The 19799-nt window shown below is 60.3% G+C and carries 13 protein-coding genes; 1 reads left to right on the top strand and 12 read right to left on the bottom strand.

Annotated features, from left to right (window positions below; genetic code table 11):
- Positions 1-24 precede the first annotated feature (24 nt).
- From PspS49_RS16030 to PspS49_RS15990, 9 genes are all read right to left on the bottom strand, one after another.
- Positions 25-2793 (bottom strand): malto-oligosyltrehalose synthase, encoded by a 2769-nt coding sequence (locus PspS49_RS16030; protein WP_160040309.1) that lies wholly within the window; start codon positions 2791-2793, stop codon positions 25-27.
- On the bottom strand, positions 2790-4868 hold the full coding sequence (gene malQ / locus PspS49_RS16025) for a 4-alpha-glucanotransferase (RefSeq protein WP_160040306.1): 2079 nt from the start codon (positions 4866-4868) through the stop codon (positions 2790-2792). Before malQ ends, PspS49_RS16030 begins: the two co-directional genes overlap by 4 nt.
- Positions 4865-6667: a malto-oligosyltrehalose trehalohydrolase gene (gene treZ, locus PspS49_RS16020; RefSeq protein WP_150752281.1), complete on the bottom strand. Its 1803-nt coding sequence runs from the start codon at positions 6665-6667 to the stop codon at positions 4865-4867. Before treZ ends, malQ begins: the two co-directional genes overlap by 4 nt.
- A gap of 18 nt (positions 6668-6685) precedes the next feature.
- A complete protein-coding gene (gene glgA / locus PspS49_RS16015) occupies positions 6686-8272 on the bottom strand; it encodes a glycogen synthase GlgA (protein ID WP_127927962.1) in 1587 nt (528 codons plus the stop codon).
- 592 nt (positions 8273-8864) lie between these two features.
- Positions 8865-9818 carry a D-2-hydroxyacid dehydrogenase family protein gene (locus PspS49_RS16010; RefSeq protein ID WP_160040303.1) on the bottom strand — a complete coding sequence of 318 codons (954 nt, stop codon included), beginning with the start codon at positions 9816-9818 and terminating at the stop codon, positions 8865-8867.
- A gap of 13 nt (positions 9819-9831) precedes the next feature.
- Positions 9832-10881 (bottom strand): alpha/beta hydrolase, encoded by a 1050-nt coding sequence (locus tag PspS49_RS16005; RefSeq protein ID WP_127927958.1) that lies wholly within the window; start codon positions 10879-10881, stop codon positions 9832-9834.
- 87 nt (positions 10882-10968) lie between these two features.
- Positions 10969-11403 (bottom strand): YqaA family protein, encoded by a 435-nt coding sequence (locus tag PspS49_RS16000; protein WP_160042546.1) that lies wholly within the window; start codon positions 11401-11403, stop codon positions 10969-10971.
- Complete coding sequence (locus tag PspS49_RS15995) at positions 11403-11849, bottom strand: DUF411 domain-containing protein (RefSeq protein ID WP_038368994.1); 447 nt, start codon at positions 11847-11849, stop codon at positions 11403-11405. The genes PspS49_RS16000 and PspS49_RS15995 overlap by 1 nt, the downstream gene beginning before the upstream one ends.
- Before the next feature lie 324 nt (positions 11850-12173).
- On the bottom strand, positions 12174-14165 hold the full coding sequence (locus PspS49_RS15990; RefSeq protein WP_160040300.1) for a methyl-accepting chemotaxis protein: 1992 nt from the start codon (positions 14163-14165) through the stop codon (positions 12174-12176).
- Between the two features lie 380 nt (positions 14166-14545).
- On the opposite strand from PspS49_RS15990, the gene PspS49_RS15985 reads away from it, so the two are divergent.
- A complete protein-coding gene (locus tag PspS49_RS15985; RefSeq protein ID WP_127927954.1) occupies positions 14546-15073 on the top strand; it encodes a hypothetical protein in 528 nt (175 codons plus the stop codon).
- Between the two features lie 60 nt (positions 15074-15133).
- Here PspS49_RS15985 and PspS49_RS15980 read toward each other — a convergent pair whose 3' ends face one another.
- The 3 genes from PspS49_RS15980 to PspS49_RS15970 are packed head-to-tail and all read right to left on the bottom strand — an operon-like array spanning position 15134 to position 19799.
- Positions 15134-16072, bottom strand: a complete 939-nt coding sequence (locus tag PspS49_RS15980; protein WP_160040298.1) for a GNAT family N-acetyltransferase — start codon at positions 16070-16072, stop codon at positions 15134-15136.
- Positions 16060-17361, bottom strand: coding sequence for an AMP-binding protein (locus tag PspS49_RS15975; RefSeq protein WP_150775643.1), 1302 nt, complete (start codon positions 17359-17361; stop codon positions 16060-16062). The genes PspS49_RS15980 and PspS49_RS15975 overlap by 13 nt, the downstream gene beginning before the upstream one ends.
- A gap of 41 nt (positions 17362-17402) precedes the next feature.
- Complete coding sequence (locus tag PspS49_RS15970; protein WP_160040296.1) at positions 17403-19799, bottom strand: acyl-CoA reductase; 2397 nt, start codon at positions 19797-19799, stop codon at positions 17403-17405.

Raw genomic sequence — 19799 nt, 5'->3', positions numbered from 1 at the left:
AATGCTCCTGAACTGAACTCGTGCTTACGTTAAGTGTTGGATAAAGAGATTGACCGGGACATCCCCCAGCGCGTCGCTGATATTCAGCTCCCTGTTTTTTGTGACTGCTGTGCTTGAAAAAAGTCCCTTCAGGTTTGTCTCAGAGGCGGCGAACGGTAAAGCCACCCGCGTATCGCCCCAGCGCAGCGCATCGACCTGAGGTACAGCACCGTTTTCCAGCAAGTTTGCGCAACGGATCGGCACGATCACGATGGCCTGCTTGCCCTCGTGCTCACGGGCAAACGCGAGCACGTTGTGCGCCTGACTGCCGAGCACTTCCAGGGGCTGGTAGCTGCCCCGGCGAAACAGCTCGGCATGCTCGACACGCAGGTTCAACACCTCGGCGATCAAGGCTTGCTTGATACGCCCGTCACGCCAGTTCGCCAACAACTCCGCAGGTGGCAATGGCGCCTCCAGTGCGTGCTCGCGAGCGGCGTAATCCACCGGCCGGCGGTTGTCCGGATCGACCAGACTGAAGTCCCAGAACTCGTTGCCCTGATACAGATCCGGCACCCCCGGCACGGTCATGCGCAGCAAGGTTTGCGCCAAGCCATTGAGGGCGCCGGCGGCGGCGATGCTGTTGACGGTCTTGCTCAGCGCGGCGCGCAGCAGTTCGCCTTCCTCTCCGGTGAGGAGTTTTTCGGTGAACGCCTGCGCGGCGTTTTCATAGGCTTCGTTCGGCGCGCTCCAACTGCTTTGCAGCTTGGCCTCACGCAGGGCTTTCTGCTGCCATTGCCAGATACGTTTGGCGTAGTCGGCTGCTCCTGCCTGATCGTCATCGCGCAATTGCAACGGCCAACTGCCGAGCAACGCTTGATAGAGGATCAGCTCATCGCCGGTCGAAGGCATCTGATCGTCAACCCGAACAGGACGGGCGAGGGCGCGCCACAATTCGATCTGCTCCGCATACCAATGACTGCGCTCGCTGAGCACGGCCAGACGCGCGCGAGTGTCTTCGCCGCGTTTGTGATCGTGGGTGGCGGTGGCCAGCAAGTTGTCGGGAAACTCGTTCAGCCGTTGCTGATTGACCGCGTGAAAGTCACTGACCGGGGCACTGAACTGCTCAGTGTTGTAGCCGACGTCATTGCGCGACAACAGCACCGCCGAGCGATACAGCGCGGTGTCTTCCACGGCTTTGGCCGCCGCCGGTGAAGTCAGTTGCTGAAAGCGTACGCAGGCGTGTTTGAGGATTTTGCGTGAACGCCCGCGCGGTTTGTGCCGCCATGGCGTGCCACCGAGCCACGCAGCGACACAGTCGAGTACCGGCCAATCGGCTTCGCTGAGGGTTTGCCGCGCACCGTCCATGGCCTGCTGGAAAAATCTTTCGTCCTGTTCGGAGCGACCCATCGCGCTGATGTAGGTGCGGTATACCGGGAAATGCACGATCAACGCCTGCAACACCCGGCGGATCGCGCCGAGTGTCAGGTCGCGAGTCATCAGGTCATCGCGGGCGACTTGCAGCAGCGCTTGGGCGACGCTTTCGCAATCGCTGGCCAACGAACCGTTGAGGATCTGCTGGCGCGCCAGTTGCGCTTCCTCGATGAAAGCAGCCGGCCGTTCGGTGCGGCGTTGCCAGAGGTCACCGAGTACGTGTTCGCCATCGGGATCGTGCTGCAGCAGCGACAGCTGATTCATGAATTCATAACCGGTGGTGCCGTCCACCGCCCAGTCGCGGTGCAGGGTTTCGCCGGCGCCGAGGATCTTCTCGACGTAGATCGGCAAGTGCCTGCCGGGTGCCAGCAGATCGACACGCCGGCGCAGTTTGCGGCAATAGCCACGCGGGTCGGCGAGGCCGTCGATGTGGTCGATGCGCAAGCCGTCGATCAGCCCTTCAGCGATCAACTGAAAGATCTTGCCGTGGGTGGCCTCGAACACCGCCGGACGTTCAACGCGCAGTCCACCGAGTTCGTTGATGTCGAAGAAGCGCCGCCAGTTGATGTCATCCGCTGCGGTGCGCCAACTGGCCAGGCGATAGCTCTGACGCTCCAGCAACTGATGCAGTTTGTGGAAGCCTTCTTCGCTGGTTGAGTCGTAATGCTTCAGGTTGTTTTCAATGGCTGCAGCGATTGACGGATCCGTCGCCAGTTGCCGCAATTCTTCTTTCAGCGGCATCGCCAGCGAGTGGGCATCGGTCTGATAACTGAGGGTGCTGAAGCGATCGGCCAGCGGTTTCAGCACGTCTGCGGATTTGAGCAACTCACCGTAGTCATTCGGGCAGATCGGGAAGTGATGGTCGTAGTGCTCGACGTAAAAGCTGCCAGTGTGTGGGTTGAACAGCAGTTTCAGAGTGCCGTCCTGCAGCGCGACGCCGTAATCGCTGCCAAGAAACGGCAGCAACAATTGGCCTTCCATCAACGGGTCGGGCGAGTGCCACTGAATATCGAAGAACTCACCGTAAGGGCTCAGCCGCCCCCACTCCAGCAGATCGAGCCACCACGGGTTGTCGCTGCCACCGACGGCCATGTGGTTGGAGACGATATCGAGGATCAGCCCCATGTTGTGTTCGCGCAGGGTGCTGACCAAACGCCGAAGCGCCGGCTCGCCGCCAAGCTCCGGGTTGACTTGGGTCGGATCGACCACGTCATAGCCGTGCATGGAACCGGCCCGCGCCGCGAGTAGCGGCGAGGCATAAATGTGGCTGATGCCGAGCCGGGCAAAGTACGGCACCAACGGCACCGCTTGTTCGAGGCTGAAACCTTTATGAAATTGCAGCCGCAGGGTCGCCCGCAGGGGCTGGATAAGCGTTTGATTCATTGGTCACGCTCGGCAGCCTGGAGACGCGCACAGGCCAGCAACTCCAGACGTCGCGCCGCATCGGCGCCGTCGAGCAGCGCCTCACTGGTGCCGGGCAAGCGCCGCGACCAGTTTGGATGGGTGTCGATGGTACCCGGCAGATTCGCCTGTTCGTTGATGCCCAGCGCATCTTCCAGCGGCAACAGCACCAATGGCGCGCGGGTGTGGCCGAGGAAGCGCACAGCGGCATCGACCACTTGATCGGCCTCGTGGGATTCCTCGCGAAAGTTTTGCGGGTCTTGGCTCAAGGCGCTGCGCAAACCTTCGCGCTCGCGCTGACGATGATGCCGCCATTCGATTTCACCGTTGGCGTCGACAAAACCCAATCGAGCATTCCAGTCGATATCGCGGCCATGCCACCAGCCGTTGAGCGTTGGCAGATCATGGGTACTGGTCGTTGCCAGCGCGTTGTCCGGCCAGTCGAGAATCGGTTTGAAATGGGTGTTGTCCTGCTCGAACAGCAGCACGCGCATGCCGAGCATGGAGCGGGCGATGAGCTTTTCGCGCAGACCATCAGGCACGGTGCCGAGGTCTTCGCCGAGGACGATAGCCTGGTGGCGATGCGACTCAAGGGACAGCAACCGCAGCAAGTCATCGACCGGGTAATACAGATACGCGCCATCGGCAGGTGCCGAGCCGTTGGGAATCACCCACAGCCGTTGCAGGCCCATGACATGGTCAATTCGCAAGCCGCCAGCATGGGCGAAGTTTGCCCGCAGCATGTCAATGAACGCACGGAAACCATTACGGATCAGGCCTTCCGGCGAGAACGCGGAAATCCCCCAGCCTTGCCCGGAGCGATTGAGAATGTCCGGCGGCGCACCGACGGTCAGCGAGGCGAGCAGTTCATCCTGAAAACTCCAGGCCTGACTGCCGGCACCGTCGGCACCCACCGCCAGATCGGCGATCAGGCCGATGCCCATACCGGCGCTGCGTGCGGCGGTTTGCGCGCGTTCCAGACAACGGTGGATCAGCCATTGGCAAAAAGCGAAGTAGCCGATGCGCTCGGCGTATTCCTCGGCAAACGCTTCCAGCGCGGCACCGCGCGGGTCGTGCCAGTGTTCCGGCCACTGACGCCAGTCGAGGTTTTCGCCACGGGCGGCGCGCATTTCCTGAATTGCTTCGAAACGGCAGTGGTTTTCCAGTGCTTCACCGCCGGCATGGCGGAAACTGGCGAAGTCCGGGTGCAGCGGGTGGTCACCAGCGATGAAGCCTTCGTACAAGGCTTGCAGGAGTTTTTGCTTGGCGTCGGCGGCGCTCGGCCAGTCGATCAGTTTCAGGTCTTCGAGTTGCGCGAACTGTTCAGTCAGACCTGCCGCGTCGATCGCATCACGCAAGGCGCGTTCACCGAGAATCGCGCCCGGTGCGGCATACAGAGAATTGAGGAACAGCCGACTGGACGGCGAATAAGGGCTGTAGCGTCCGGTATCGGCGCTGAACATCGCGTGCAACGGGCTGATCGCCACGGCATCGGCGCCGCGCTCACCGGCCACACGGACCAGGTCTTCCAGTGCTTGAGTGTCGCCGAAACCGCCGTCACCGGCGCGGCGCAAGGCATACAGTTGCGCACTCAGGCCCCAGACGCGGGGAATCGGATTATCCACCGCATCGCCGACGCTGAAGCAGCGCTCCGGGGCCACGGCCAGGGTGAAATACTGATCGCTGATGTGTACTTGTTGATAGCCGACCGGGATCAGCCCCGGCAACACGGCTTCGCTGTCCAGTTTGAGGTTCAGGCGTGAACCGTCTTCAAGGTGAATTTCACACGGGGTTTCAGGCGCAAAGTAACGCCCCAGATCAAGGCCGACCCCGACATCGCTGGTCAACAGCGGCGGCAGGTGGCGGTCTTGTTGAACGGCTTGCAGTTCCAACAGGCTGGCGTCGATTTCCTGCGCCGTGCTGGCAGGGTGACCGAGGCCGATAAGCACATTGCGCAGCACCGCCGGAGCGACTTTTTGCGGGCGGCCGTTGGCGTCGATCCAGTCGACGGCAAGGCCGGCGCGGCTTGCGAGAATTTCCAGTTGCGCATCGCTCATAGGCGCTCTCCATCCAGAGGTTGCAAAGGGGTTGCGGCCGTGAGGCTGACAAGCGCGCAATACGCGGGCAGTACGCCCGATTCCGATAGATCGACGGTGGGTGGCTGCTGAAACAACCACACGGCCTCGGTCTGTGGAGGGTTGACCACTGGCGTGTCGCTGAGGTTCAGGTCAATTCGCAGCTCACTGCCATTGCCCAGGCGCCAGCGTGCACTGACCGCGCCATAACCGAGCATATGGGCGCCGAGCGCTTGCGTGCCGGACAGATGGGGAATGATGTATTGATGGCGAAATTGCAGAAGCTTCTGGTACAGCGCGAGGCTTTCCTGCTGTTTTGCACTGCCATGGCCAATCAACCTTGGCTGCGAGGTGTGGAAGGTTTTTTCGGCATTCGGGTCGGGAATCCGTTCACGCTTGTGCGGATCGGTGAAGGCACTGAACGCGGCAAATTCGTTGCGCCGGCCTTCGCGTACCAACTCCGCCAGTTCGCCGTGGTGACTGGTGAAAAACAGGAACGGCTGCTCGGCGGCGAATTCATCGCCCATGAACATCAGCGGAATCATCGGTGACAGCAGCAATAGCACCGTCGCTGCCTGCACGGCGCGCGGATCGGCCAGATGATGCAGGCGCTCGCCGAACGCGCGGTTGCCGATCTGATCGTGGTTTTGCAGAAACAGCACGAACGCGGTCGACGGCAGGTGTTCGCTGGGTTCGCCGCGTGGTTCGCCATGGCGGGTGATGTGGCCCTGGAACACAAACCCCTGACTCAGGCAACGCACCAATTGTTCGGTGGGTTGCGCGGCGTAGTCGGCGTAATAGGCGTCGGTTTCGCCGGTGAGCAAGACGTGCAGGGCGTTATGGCCGTCGTCGTTCCACTGCGCGTCGTAGTCGTATTCGAGCAGGCTCGACTGGTTGAGTTCGTTTTCCACGGTCAGCCAGACATGCCGGCTCGGGTCGATCTGCGCGCGGATGCGCTGGGCCATTACCGTGAGGAAGTCCGGGTCTTCGATGGCATGCACGGCGTCGAGGCGCAGTCCGTCGAAGCGATACTCGAGCAACCACATCAACGCGTTTTCGATGAAAAATTCGCGCACTTCGTCGCGGCGGAAATCGATCGCCGCGCCCCACGGCGTGTGTTTGTCCTCGCGGAAAAAGCCTTTGGCGTAACGGTGCAGGTAATTGCCGTCAGGGCCGAAGTGGTTGTAGACCACATCAAGAATGACGGCCAAGCCATGGCCGTGGGCGCTGTCGATCAGGTGCTTGAGTTGTTCCGGCGTGCCGTAGGAGGCTTGCGGGGCGTAGGGCAAAACACCGTCGTAGCCCCAATTGCGGTCGCCGGGGAACTGCGCCAGCGGCATCAGCTCGATGGCGGTGATGCCCAGACCCGCGAGGCGCGCCAGATGTTGTTCGACTTCAGCGAAACCACCGAGCGCACCGACGTGCAACTCGTAGATCACCGCTTCGCTCCACGGCCGACCGTGCCAGGCACTGTGGCGCCATTGATAAGCCAGCGGATCGACCACCACGCTGTGGCGGTCGAGGTCACCATCCTGTGCTCTGGAGGCCGGGTCGGGCACCTCCAGTTCGCCGTCGATGTTGTAGCGGTAGCGGGTGCCCGCCGGACAGCGGGCCTTGATTACAAACCAGCCGTCGGCCTGAGACAACATCGGCAGAGACTGGCCGTTTTCAAGTTCGACACTGACGTAAAAAGCATCCGGCGCCCACAGCGCGAACTGTGTGTGTTCGGCGTCCAGCATGATCGCGCCGTGGGGCCAGGTTTCAGTAGACCGTAACGGCATCGTGGTGAACCTCCCTGGTTATTTGTGGTGAGCTTTACCCAGCGCCTTGGCCACCAGTTGTTCGTAGAGTTCGGCGTACGGTTCAACCGCTTTGCACCAGTTGAACGGTGCAGCCATCGCCCGGCAACGCATTGCATTGAGCAGTTCGGGGAAAGCAAAGACCTTGAACGCGCGGCTCAGGGCTTCCTGGTAGCTTTCGGCGGTGGATTCATCGAAGAGGAAACCGGTGACGCCGTTTTCAATGGTGTCGGCCAGCCCGCCAGTGTTGCGCGCCACCGGCAGCGAGCCGAAACGCTGGGCGTACATCTGGCTCAAACCACAAGGCTCGTAACGCGAGGGCATCAGCAGGAAATCGCTGCCGGCGAACATGCGGCGGGCGTCGGTTTCATTGAAGCCAATGCGCACGCCGATCTGCCCGGGAAAGCGCAGCGCCAGTTCACGCATGGCTTGTTCCTCTTCCGGTTCGCCACGACCGATGATGGCGATCTGGCCGCCGTTTTTAACGATGTACTCGGATACCGCTATCGTCAGGTCCAGACCTTTTTGATAAACCAGTCGCGACACCACGGCGAACAACGGGCCTGCTGAGTCATTCAATTCAAATAGCTCACGCACATGCGCGGCGTTGACCGCTTTGCCTTCCCAGTCACCCATGGCGAACGGTGCGAACAGGTGCGGATCGGTGGCGGCGTCCCAGCTCTCGTCGATGCCATTGGGGATACCGCTGAGCAAGCCTTGCTGGGTCTTGGCGGCGAGAAAGCCGTCGAGGCCGCAGCCGAAATCCGGGGTGGTGATTTCCTGCGCATAAGTCGCGCTGACCGTGGTGATGTGGCTCGAATAGGCCATGCCGGCCTTGAGGAACGACATCTTGCCGTAGAACTCCATGCCTTCCTGTTGCAGGGCATGGTTGGGAATCCCCAGTTCAGGGCAGGAACCGAGGCTGGTCACGCCTTGGTAGGCGAGGTTGTGAATGGTGAACAGGGTCGGCGTGCGCTGCCCGCGCCAGTGCATATAAGCCGGGGCGAGGCCGGCCGGCCAGTCATGGGCGTGCACCAGATCCGGGCACCAGTGAATCTGTGCGAGGTTGGCGGCGATGTCGGCAGCGGCCAGGCCGAGGCGGGCGAAACGAATGTGATTGTCCGGCCAGTCGCGACCGTTGTTGGCGCCGTAGGGCGAGCCTTCGCGCTCGTAGAGTTCAGGGCAGATCAACACGTAGATGACCAGACCGTCCGGCATGTCCATGCGCCCGATCTTGCACGGTGGCAATGCGGCGTGGCCGCCGAGTTCGCCGATGATGTGGATCGGATTCTCGCTGTGCATCACTTGCGGATAACCGGGGATCAGCACGCGAACATCATGCAGATGGGCCATCGCGCGGGGCAGGGCAGCGGAGACGTCGCCCAGACCACCGGTTTTCACCAGATCGGCGATTTCCGAAGTCACGAACAACACTTTTTTCTTGTTGGGGTTCTGGCTCGCTACCGGAGTCAGCGTTTTGGTGCCGGGGACGTTGATCTGTCGGCTGCCGGGAACACTGACGGTGCTCGATTCACCAACCGCCTGCTGAGCACGCTCTCCCTGAATATCCAATGCCGCACTGATCATATGAATCTCCCGTATCGTTGATCTGATTCTTGTCTTGAACAAGCGATGTCCATGGCCAAATCCTGTGGCCGGGCGCAAACGCGCCACGCATCGGTGAGCAAACGCTACCCAACACGCGCAAGCAGAATGGGTGAACGGGCCGTTGCAAGGATTGCACCAGTCGCTTTGGCCCTGCCTTTCAGATGACCCGCCGCTTTGCGCAAAAGTTTCGAGTTTTTTTCCGCAATGTGACCGACAGGTCGTACCCCGAAAAAACCAGTCTAGGCCAGATCCTAGAGCGGGCCAGAGCAAATGGGTAAATTGTTCGACAATCGGTTGGCTGTCGGTGCAAACCGTACTTTGGTGGGGCAAACGCACCGACGAAGTGCAGGTTTTTCTGCGAGGGAGGGCCAAAACGGTGACTGGGTGGTCACGATTTTGTGCTAGCGAGGAGGGCGGTTGCACTGTTGTGGTGCGGGCAGTTTGTTGATGGGGTGACTGTTATGACGCTATCGCGAGCAGGCTCACTCCTACAGTTGAAATGCGTTCCCCTGTAGGAGTGAGCCTGCTCGCGATAGCAATAGTGACTTCACCCTCTATTTGCAGAGAAGGGTCAGTTCAACAGGCGAACCGGATCCCCAGCCGCCCAAGCCTGAACATCCTCGATCATCTGCGAAAAGAACTGCTCATAGTTTTGCCGACTGACATACCCGACATGCGGCGTCGCCAACACATTGTCGAGTGTGCGAAACGGGTGCATGGCCGGCAGCGGTTCCTGCTCGAATACGTCCAGTGCGGCCCCGGCGATGTGCTGTTTCTGCAAGGCCTTGATCAGCGCGGCTTCATCGACAATCGGCCCGCGCGCGGTGTTGACCAGCAGGGCCGTCGGTTTCATCCAGCCCAGCGCCTGCGCATCGACCAGCCCGCGACTGCGCTCGCTGAGCACCAGATGCACCGACAGTACGTCAGCCTGCTCGAACAGTGCCTGCTTGTTCACGTACGTCACGCCCACCTGTTCAGCCCGTTCGACGGTGAGGTTTTCGCTCCAGGCAATCACCCGCATGCCGAACACCTGACCGAACTGCGCGACGCGCTGGCCGATGCTGCCCAGACCGAGAATCCCGAGGGTCTTGCCATGCAGGTCGCCGCCCAGACCCTGTTGCCAATGGCCTGCGCGCAGGGAGTTGGCCTCATTCACCAGATTACGCGTCGCTGCCATGATCAGCGCCCAGGTCAACTCCGGCGCGGCATGCTTGTAGCTGTCGGTGCCGCAGACCTTGATGCCCAGTTTTGCGGCGGCCTGCATGTCCAGCGCCGCGTTGCGCATGCCGCCAGTGACCAGCAATTCGAGATTAGGCAAGCGCTTGAGCAGGTCTTCATCGAACCGTGTGCGCTCGCGCATCACACAGATCACCTGATACCGGCCGAGACGCTCGGCCAATGTGGCGTTGTCGGCCGGGTAATCATGCTCGAACGTCACTTCACCAAGGCTATCGAGTACTGACCAGTCGACCACATCGCGGGCCACGTCCTGCCAGTCATCGATTACTGCAATCTGCACCGCCATCAGCCTTACCTCATCAACGAACGGGATTGGATGTATTCAGCCAGTCGAGCAGAGCTTTGTGGAACTGCGCCGGTTCTTCCATTTGCGGCGCGTGGCCCATGCCGGGAAATTCCACCAGCGTCGACTGCGGAATCAGCTTGGCCACTTGTTTGCCGAGCACTTCGTAATGGCCGATTTTCGCTTTTACCTCAGGCGGCGCGAGGTCCTTGCCGATGGCGGTGGTGTCGGAGGTGCCGATCAGCAGCAGGGTCGGCATCTTCAGGTCCTTGAACTCGTAGTACACCGGCTGGGTGAAAATCATGTCGTAGATCAGCGCCGAGTTCCACGCGACCTGGGTTTTGCCCGGGCCTTTGCTCAGGCCGGCGAGCATGTCCACCCAACGGTCGAATTCCGGTTTCCAGCGGCCGTCGTAATAGGTGGTGCGTTCGTAATCACGAATGCCCTGGGCGCTGACTTTCAGTTCGCGCTGATACCACTGATCCACGGTGCGATAGGGCACGCCGAGGGCTTTCCAGTCTTCCAGGCCGATCGGGTTGACCAGCGCCAGTTGCTCGACCTGTTCCGGGAACAACAAGGCATAGCGGGTGGCGAGCATGCCACCGGTGGAATGACCGAGCAGCGTGGCTTTCTGAATGCCCAGCGCTTTGAGCAATTGTTGGGTGTTGGTCGCTAATTGCTGGAAGCTGTATTGATAATTGTCCGGTTTGCTCGAGGTGCAGAAGCCGATCTGATCCGGCGCGATCACCCGGTAACCGGACTCGCTCAAGGCCTTGATCGAACTGTCCCAGGTGGCCGCGCAAAAGTTTTTGCCGTGCATCAGCACCACGGTGCGGCCATTGGCCTTGCCGTGAGCGGCGACGTCCATGTAACCCATTTGCAGGGATTTGCCCTGAGACTGAAACGCAAAGTGTTTAAGCGTGTAAGGGTATTCGAAGCCTTGCAGTTCGGGACCGTAGGCCGGGCCTTCAGGCGTTGCTTCGGCTGGCGCGGCAGCCTGCGCAGACAAGGGCAGGGCGGCGCAGAGGAACAGGGAGGGGAGCCAACGGGAAAACGTGACAGACATAAGGTCAAACTCCGTTTGAAATCGGCCGATGCTGGAACGGCTGGATTATGGCGACGTTAAACACAGGCAATGCCTGCGCCTGATCGTTCAACCGAGCCAGCCCAGGGTCAGCACGGCCAGCACGCCATAGCGTGCACCTTTGGCCAGGGTGACGATCAACAGAAACCGCCCGAGCGGCTCGCGCATGACACCGGCAATCAGCGTCAGTGGATCGCCGATGATTGGCAGCCAACTGAGCAGCAACGACCAATGCCCGTAGCGCTCATAGTGTTTGCGCGCCTTGGTCATGTGCGCGGGGCTGACCGGAAACCAGCGCCGATCCTGAAAACGCTCGATGCCACGGCCCAGCCACCAGTTGACCAGCGAGCCGAGTACGTTGCCCAGCGTCGCGACGGCCAGCAATCCCCACAGCCAGTAGCGATCACTGGCGATCAGCCCGACCAGAAATGCCTCGGACTGCAGCGGCAACAAGGTCGCTGCACCGAACGCGGCAAGGAACAGCCCGAAGTAAGCCGCGCCGATCAATGGGCCGGGTAGTCCGCCACCACGACATCAGCGCCATCCTTTTTCAGGCCGATGACCTGATAAGCATCGCTCATGCCGTCCATTTCCATGCCCGGCGAACCCATCGGCATGCCCGGTGCGGCCACGCCGAGCAGGTCGTCACGCTTGCTCAGGGCCAGCACTTGTTCTGCCGGCACATGGCCCTCGACGAATTTGCCGTTGATGATTGCGGTGTGGCACGAGGCCAGACGCGGCGGAACGCCATGTTGTTGCTTGAAGCTGCTCATGTCGCTTTCTACGTGATCGTCGACTTTGAAACCGTTGGCTTCGAGGTGGCTGATCCATTTTTTGCAGCAGCCGCAGTTGGCATCGCGGTGCACTTCGATCGGGATCAGATCGGCGGCCTGGGCCAGGGAGGAAATGAACAGGGCGCTCAGGGCGACCAGACGCAGGTGGGTTCGCATAGCGGATCCTCGGCTCGGGTGACGGTCAAAAAGAACGCATTTTGAACGGTTTTTTCCGCCAGGCATCAACGCAATGTTTCCAGTTGTTGCAAGGCAGGCTGGCAGGATGATCGTAGATCAAGGCTGACAGGTTGCTGAGCGCGAGATGACAAAGTTGTCAGGTGGCCACATCTGGCGATGGTGTGAACGCCGTCGAACCCTGTGGGAGCGAGCCTGCTCGCGAAGGCAGTGTGTCAGGCACTGGATGCAGTGACTGAAAGGACGCTTTCGCGAGCAGGCTCGCTCCCACAGGGGTTATCGGGTTGGCAGAAATTCCTGCATGAATCAGCGGACTTTGAAACGCCCCATGATCGCGCTCACCCGGCTATTGGCTTCGAGCAATTGGCGGGTATTCAGTTCGCTGGCTTTGCCGCTCTGCACCAGCTCATCGACCATGTGACGGATCTGCACCATGCTGCGGTTGATCTCTTCGGTCACCGCGCTTTGCTGCTCGGCGGCGGTGGCGATCTGGGTGCTGAGGCTGTTGATATGGCTGACCGAACCGGCCATTTCATCCAGACCCGAGTTGACCCGTGCGGTGGCATCGGCGGCGGACTGGCAACTGGCCTGGGTGTTTTCCATGGCGCTGACCGACGAACTCACGCCCTGCGTCAGACGCGTCAACATCTCGTTGATTTCCGAGGTGCTGGCCTGCGTGCGCGCGGCGAGGGCGCGGACTTCATCGGCAACCACGGCAAACCCCCGGCCCTGTTCACCGGCGCGAGCTGCTTCGATTGCGGCGTTGAGCGCCAACAGGTTGGTCTGGCCGGCGATCGCGCCGATCACCCCGAGTATTTCGGTGATGCGTTGAGCGTCCTGCTGCATGTTTTCAACTTTGTGTGTAGCACTGGCCACTTCATCGATCAGCGCCACGACACTGTTGGTGGCTTCGCCCACGACCACGCGGGAACGGTCGGCGTTTTCGTTGGCGCGCTGTGTGAACGCTGCGGTTTCGGCGGCATTCTGCGCAACGCTTTCTGCGGTCGAACTCATCTCGGTGATAGCGGTAACGGTCTGGTCGGTTTCCGAGGCGTGACGCAGGAGGATCTGGCTGGTGTGCGCCGAGGTGCGTTGCAGGTTGTCGAGGCTGGACGCCATGGCGCCGGTGGCCTGGGTGACTTCGCCGATCATGTTTTGCAGATAGGCGATGAAGGTATTGACCGAATGGCCGATGGCGCCGAGTTCATCTTCGGCACGAATGGTAATGCGTCGGGTCAGGTCGGCATCGCCACTGGACAGCAAGTCGATGTTGGCTTTCAACGCTTTCATGCGCTGCACCAATTGACGAATCGCGTAGACCTGCAACAGCACCAGCAGGATCACCAGCGGAATCTGCAACAGGCTCAGGGTGCTGAGGACGTCATCACGCTGGGCCGTGAGCATTTTTGTCGGCAGGGCGGTGGCGAGGAACCACGGCGTGCCTTCAATCGGGCGCATGAAGAAGGTGCTGGCATCACCGTTGTTGTCGAACTCGACGCGCTGAGCCTGATCGCGGTTTTGCAGGCCGGCTTTGACCTGGCTGGCAAAGGTTGAAGTGCCGGCCAGTTCGCTGATGTTCTTCAGCACGATCGGGCCACTGATGCGTGAACTGTTACTGATGATCTTGCCGTCGGCTTCAACGATGAGCATTTCGGCGTTGAGGTCTTTTTCCTTGCGCGCCACCAGATCGTTGAAAAAGCCGAGGGTGACGTCGATGGTCGACACGCCCCAGGCACTGCCGTTTTTCTGGATGGCCATGGCGCAGTTGGTGCGCGGCTCGGCACTGGCGTCATCTTTGTATGCGGCCGCCCAGGCACATTGGCCGCGAGGTGTGGCCATACCGCCCTTGTACCAGCTCTGGTCGTAATAGTTGGGGGCAGCGTCGCTGTTCCAGAATGTATTCACCGCCAGTTTGCCCGAGGCATCGCGGTGCCAGAACGTGCTGAATTTGTTGCGCCCAGCCTCACGCTGCCCCGGCAGCGGCCAGATCCCGCCGCCGAACACCTTCAACTCGCCGTACTGATCGACCAGGCCTGGCAACACCGTGTCGATGGCGGCGCTATCGAGCAACGGAATCGTCTGGGTGATGCTGCGCTGTTGCGCCTGCACTTTGTTCAACTCGCCCTGAATCTGCTCGGCCACTTCGGCGATGCGGTTGAGGACCACCTGTTCTTCGGTCTGACGCAGTTTGGGGGCAACCAATTGGCTGATGCCGACCACGGTCAACACCGACAGCAGCAGGATGAACAGAACCAGAAACAGCGTGTAGCGAGCCGAAATAGTACGGAATGCGGGCATGGAGACCGGTCCTTGAGCAGCGTTTCTTATTAGGGGGCAGGGGTAAAACAGTGCGGGTATCCACAGCGTATCGTCGATGTGCCGGGAACCTTTAGGTACTGGCGTCCTAAAAAACACCGGTGCCGATGACTGGTCGGTATCAGACCCGATACAGGTGCTGTGGCTAACGTGCCTGATCGCGGGAAAAAGTCATTTTCGTTGCATTGGCATGACAGCTCTGGGTCACGGTTTACGGGCTGTTTTGCTTTTGTATCGAGAATGTACAAGAATTGTAAAAATGTGCAGAAAGAGGTTGGTGCCATCAGTTCGCCCGCTGATACTCGCCGCCATTGATGGCATTGCCCACGGAATTTTTATGGTTTTTCACAGGGAGTCTTCTCATGACGATCGGTAACGTTGGCGGCTGGCAGGCCAAGGCAGGACTTCTGGTACGCGACACCGGCGCAAAGAAACAAGTCAGCCAGAGCGTCAAAGTGCAGCAGATGCTCAACATGGTCGGCAACGATCCCAACGCGCTGAACACTGCCGAAATGGACAAGCAGGGTATGCGCAAAGCGATCAAGGGCTTCGATCCGGCGAATGTTTCGGTAAAACAATTGGGTAATCTGAGCGAGATGCTGCGTAGCCGCGGGTTGATCTCCGAGGTCACTTCGTTCACGTTGAAAGCCGCCGGGGACAAGTTCGACCGTTTTGGCGTGACCAAAGACATCGACGCCAAATTCAACGCACTGGAATATTTCGCCACCCAACTCGACGCTATCCAGAACAATGGTCTCAATGGCAATGCCTACGGCAAAAACCTGATTCCCGAGTTCAAGAAAGCGATCTACGTCCTGCAGAACCTGAAGAACTATGGTGATGGCAACGCGCCTAAACCGGTCGATCAGGGCGTCAAGGCCAAGGCGTAAGCTGATCAGTTGTCGCCCGTTCCTGGTTTGAACGGGCGACACCGATGGGCCGGCCGTTGCTCAAGCCGGCGGCGACGCCTCCTTGGCGTGCGCTGCGATTTGCGATTGCGCCTGATCATGCAAACGCTGCATGTGCGGGCAATGTAACTTCAGCGAGCGCGGGCGATAGCCCCGATGAAACAACGCCAGCCAACCCGCGCAGCGGTCATTCGGGGCAATCCCGGTGAAGGTGAAACCCATCGCCGTCAGGCTCTCCACGGCACAGGCAAATCCGTTTGCAAGTCTTAGCCGAATCGAGATCAACCAGTGGGCAGGCAGTCGTTGAAGCTGCTTGAGCAGACTGCTGTCGAGTTTTTTCAGCATGACGTCATAGCGCCCGGTACAGGGCTCGACATGGATCTGCGGCCCCACCCAGGGCGGCTCTTTGTCCTGTGTCCCGTATACCCCGCACAAATGCTCCATGAACCTGGCACAGCTTTGCGGCCATGGCAGTGCCGGGAGCGGTCGTCGGTAGCCATCAATCGGCGTGTAGCCGATGACGATGGACTCCGGCAGCGGTTCGCCAAACGGCGAGGGGCAATAGTCGAGCAGCAAGCCGCTGCTGCAGAAACCGAGCCTGTCAGCCATGCGCTGTGTGTAGGGATGCTGCGTCACCTGTTTGATCGTCACGCCATGGCATCCCAGCGCCTGGGCATGGATCAATAGCCGAGAGCCCAACTGCGTGGCGATGTTCTGCCCGCGGGTCGACGGATGGACCACGCTCAATGCCAGTTCCGCCGTGGACGATCCGGGGTTTCTGCATAACGTGGCGTGACCGAGGATTTTTTTGCCGGACTGCGCCACCAGTGAATGCCAGCTCCCATCGCCATGGTTCTGGTTGATCATCAACGGCAAATACACGTGGGGCTGCACGTAGTGATCACCATAGATTTCCCGGAACAGGCGGCTGACAGCTCCGGCGTCGGTGCTTCGATAGCTGCGCAGCGTCAAGTCGTCCATGGGCGTTGCTCCGGGCGTTGGGTGTCGTAGATGCGCAGGTCGACGATTCGTTGCCGCTTGCCGGAGCGCGGATGTCGAGCGAGTTCATCGGTTGTGCAATGGACAACCTGCAGTTCAAGTTGGCCCTCAACGCACAGTTGCGTAATCAGCGGGTAATGCTCGATCAACTCACGGTGCAGCGTTTTTCCGGCGTCAGTGCTTTCAGCGTTGAGCCCGTCGGGCACCCACTTCAGACGCAGGATATCGACGTTTGCCGATTGGCTGATGACCAGTTGCCAGTCGTCGCTGGCGGTGCTGCGCTGGACGATTCTGGTGATGTCCTCGACCAGCAGAGTCAGGCTGCTTACTCGCACGCGCTGACTGCTTGCGCTGCGGCCCAGCAAGGCAAACTTGCGCATGGCCGCCGTGGCCGGCTCTCGCCAACAGGCGAGGTCGCCCACGGGGTAGCGAATCAATGGCATCAGCCGACGGGTGAGGTTGGTGATCAGCAGTCGCCCGCTGCGGTCGCATTCTTCGATCACTTCTCCGGTGTGTTCGTCGACGATTTCCAGCAGGCTGTGGCTGGCCAGCATCCGGTGTTCACCCAAGGCGCAATCGCGGCTTGTGGCGCCGATGAAACCAGCGTCGACACTGGCGTAGCCGATGGAGGCGATCCGCGCGTTGGGAAACACCCGCTGCAATAACTGCAATTGACCGGCGAACAGGCTTTCTCCGCCATAAAGTATGGTCTCGACTTCAACCAGCGTTTGCGCCTGGCGCTCCAGCACGCCGGCGAACGCCAGCAATTGCGCGGGCACACCGGCCAGCACGTTGATCCGGTGCTGATGGATGGAATCTGCCAGCACAAAAGGGTCGACATCACCGGTAAACGGGTACTCGGTGACACCCGCCGTTTCCTGCGCCAGTGCGTCATGGATAAAAATGAAACTGGCATACAGATCGCCAACAAAGAACAGATTTGCCACCCGGTCTCCGGGATTCAATTGATTGCCGAGATGGCTGCCAAAGTCTTTTACAAGTGTCTGCCATTCTTCGCGGGTAAATGCCGAAAGTTTACCGGCGCTGGATGTTCCTCCGGTCTTGAACACCAGTGCGCGCTCAACCGTTGATGTCAGTACGGGCCATTGGTCGAAGTTCTGGCTGGTTGCCCAGTAGTGTTGCGGATCGATGACCGGAAGTTCATCCAGTGTGCTGACCTGCGCTGTAACGTGATGCAAATGTCTGGCGTAATACTTTGAATGTTCACGGGCAAAAGCGACCAGCGCGTTTAACTCAAGTGTTGTGTTCATGATGTTGTCCTGGATGATGGCCGCCGTAGGCGATAGTGCTCTTAACGGCGCGCGTCGATGACTGACGGGATTTTTCCGCTGTGTCGGTTTCTGCAGAACTGCTGCGGCTCGCAAGTTTGCGCTTCAACCGTGAGCAGTCCGGTGCGCTGCAGAACGGCCAGCGTCGAGTAGTTCAGCAGTCGGCCGAGGATGTCGGCAGGCTCGCCGGAGCTGCGAATCAGCAAGCGCTCCAGACCATCAGGGGCGTGATCGAGGTGCAACTGAAACGGTGCTTGCAGGTGCCCGGCGAGTTCATTCAGGCAAATGAAATCGGTGCCGATGCGCAACAGTCGGCCGTGCCGTTGCAGCAGTTCGAAGCGCGGCGAATTCAGTCCGCATGCGCAGGCGCCGGGCAGCCATCGACCGGTATCGCCGACTTCATAACGTTGCACCCGTTGGCCCTCGCGTGCTTTTGAGGTGAACAGCAAGCGGCCAATTTCATTGCCGGCGACCGGAACGTCCTCCTCCAGGGCAACGATTTCCAGATGCTGGATGGTGTCCATCAGATGAAACACACCATCGCCGGTGGCGACGCAGGCATGCCCGAATGGCCCCGCATCGACACTGCCGTACACCGCCGAGCGAATGCTGGAGACGCCGCAGCGTTGCAATAGCTCACGACACTGATCACTGATGTGTTCACCACCGAGAAACACTTTTTCAATCGCGCCATAACGGCTCAGACGCTGCTGTTCGTTAAGGAACAAGCGATGCAGGGTGCTGGGCATGCCGATCAATACAGTCACACGCTGCTCAATGATTACTTGTGCAATATCGCTGTAGTCATCATCGGCGGGGGCGCCCATGGGCAGGTGGGTGGCGCCCAGCAGTTCGAGGACTTTGGCAAAACTGAAAAAGCCGCCATACAAACCGCCACTGAAAAACAGGTTCATCACCTTGTCGCGGGCCGGATCGAGCCCCGCCGCGAACAACCCGTCGGCTGTCGCCTGCATTTGCCGTTGAAAATCGTGGTAACTGAATCCCGACAACGCCGGTGTGCCGCTGCTGCCGCCGGAGCGGAAAAACAGCTGCGCCGCCGCTGTCGTCGGTCGTGCGATAAACGCTTCTTTGTCGGTGATCGGCACGTTCGTCGGGTGCAGCGCACAAGGTGTTCGATCAAGGGTCATGTGGCTGGGCAGTTGCGTCGCCGCGACGCTCACCGACACACGGCGGCTCAGGCGTTGCAGCGCGTAAACGCCGTCGTGGGGTTCGCCGTCATAGCCGTCATGGATCGCCTCGATCGGTGCAATTCGGCTGACGCCCGCCGCAATCAGTGTCCGCGACAGTTCTGCGATCTGTGCTTCGCTGCACACCAACGCACAGCTCTGCAACACGTTGCGCCAAGGCAGCAGGGTTTGCGACAGGCGCTCGCGTGGCAGCGGCTTGAGCAGCAGCGTGCGAAACAGCGGCGAGGGCGCGAGCAACTCATTGTGGCTCCAGACAACGCGCCAGCCCGGCGCACTCCAGACCTGCGCCGTGACTCCGGAAAAACTCCTGCTCAAACGCGTCATCATGCCGTGGCTGCTGATTTCGCTGGCTTCCTGCACGGTCGGGACCAGCGCCGGCCAGTGCTCGGCACGCCGCTCGAACGCTTTGGCCAATGCACAGCCGATGTCCTCAAGAACGATAGGATCATCGCTATCGACCAATAGCCACTGCGGGCTGGAGCAGGCCTGTTGATCCAGTCGACAAACCTCATCGACGATCGCCTCCAGTGCCTGCGGCGAGGCTGCGTCCGGCGTCAGATAGGCAAAACTGATGCGGTGCCCCCAGTCGATCCAGCGACAACCGGGTGGCAGCTGTTGGCGGATCGCTTGCAGCGCCGCTTCGCCACCCCACGCCGATACGCCGTTGGCCATTTTGCACAAACGACCGATCTGCTCGGTTGCCACCGGCAGCACGGCGACGTGATAGCGCAGCTGATCGCTGGGGTCGCATTGCACTAACGCGTGCAGCACCCGCGCCGTCAAACCGTGGTCGCTGCGGCTGGGACGCAGCCAATTGATGTTGCCGGCCAAGAGGCTTTCGATCATCGCGCAGCACGCCAGCAGTGGCGCGTTTGCCGGTGTGACATGGACCACCAGACCCAGCGGACTCCAGCGTTCAAAGTGCGATTGCCGATAATCGAGACGCCGCAGGGTTGCGGCTTGATCGCCCAATTCTCTTTCAAGCTTGGTTTGCAGAGTGCGAGGCTGGCAGAAGTCGATCAGCGCCTGGCGTTGCGCGTCATCCAGCGGCAACTCGGCGCTGCGCAGATGTTGGGCAAAGTTGGCGGTTGCGGTCAGTACGGTGGCGCTGTCCAGCGGCGTGTTCAGGTGTTGCGGCAAGGTCTGATGCAGCAGTGCCAGTGCATTGTCGAGGTCGACGTCCGCGTGCAGTTCTCCGTTGATCAGGTACAT

Origin of the sequence: Pseudomonas sp. S49 (assembly GCF_009866785.1) — a bacterium.
In the GTDB taxonomy this organism is placed as follows: domain Bacteria; phylum Pseudomonadota; class Gammaproteobacteria; order Pseudomonadales; family Pseudomonadaceae; genus Aquipseudomonas.
Note: the sequence above shows the minus strand (reverse complement) of the source record. Positions and strands in the feature narration are given on the sequence as shown.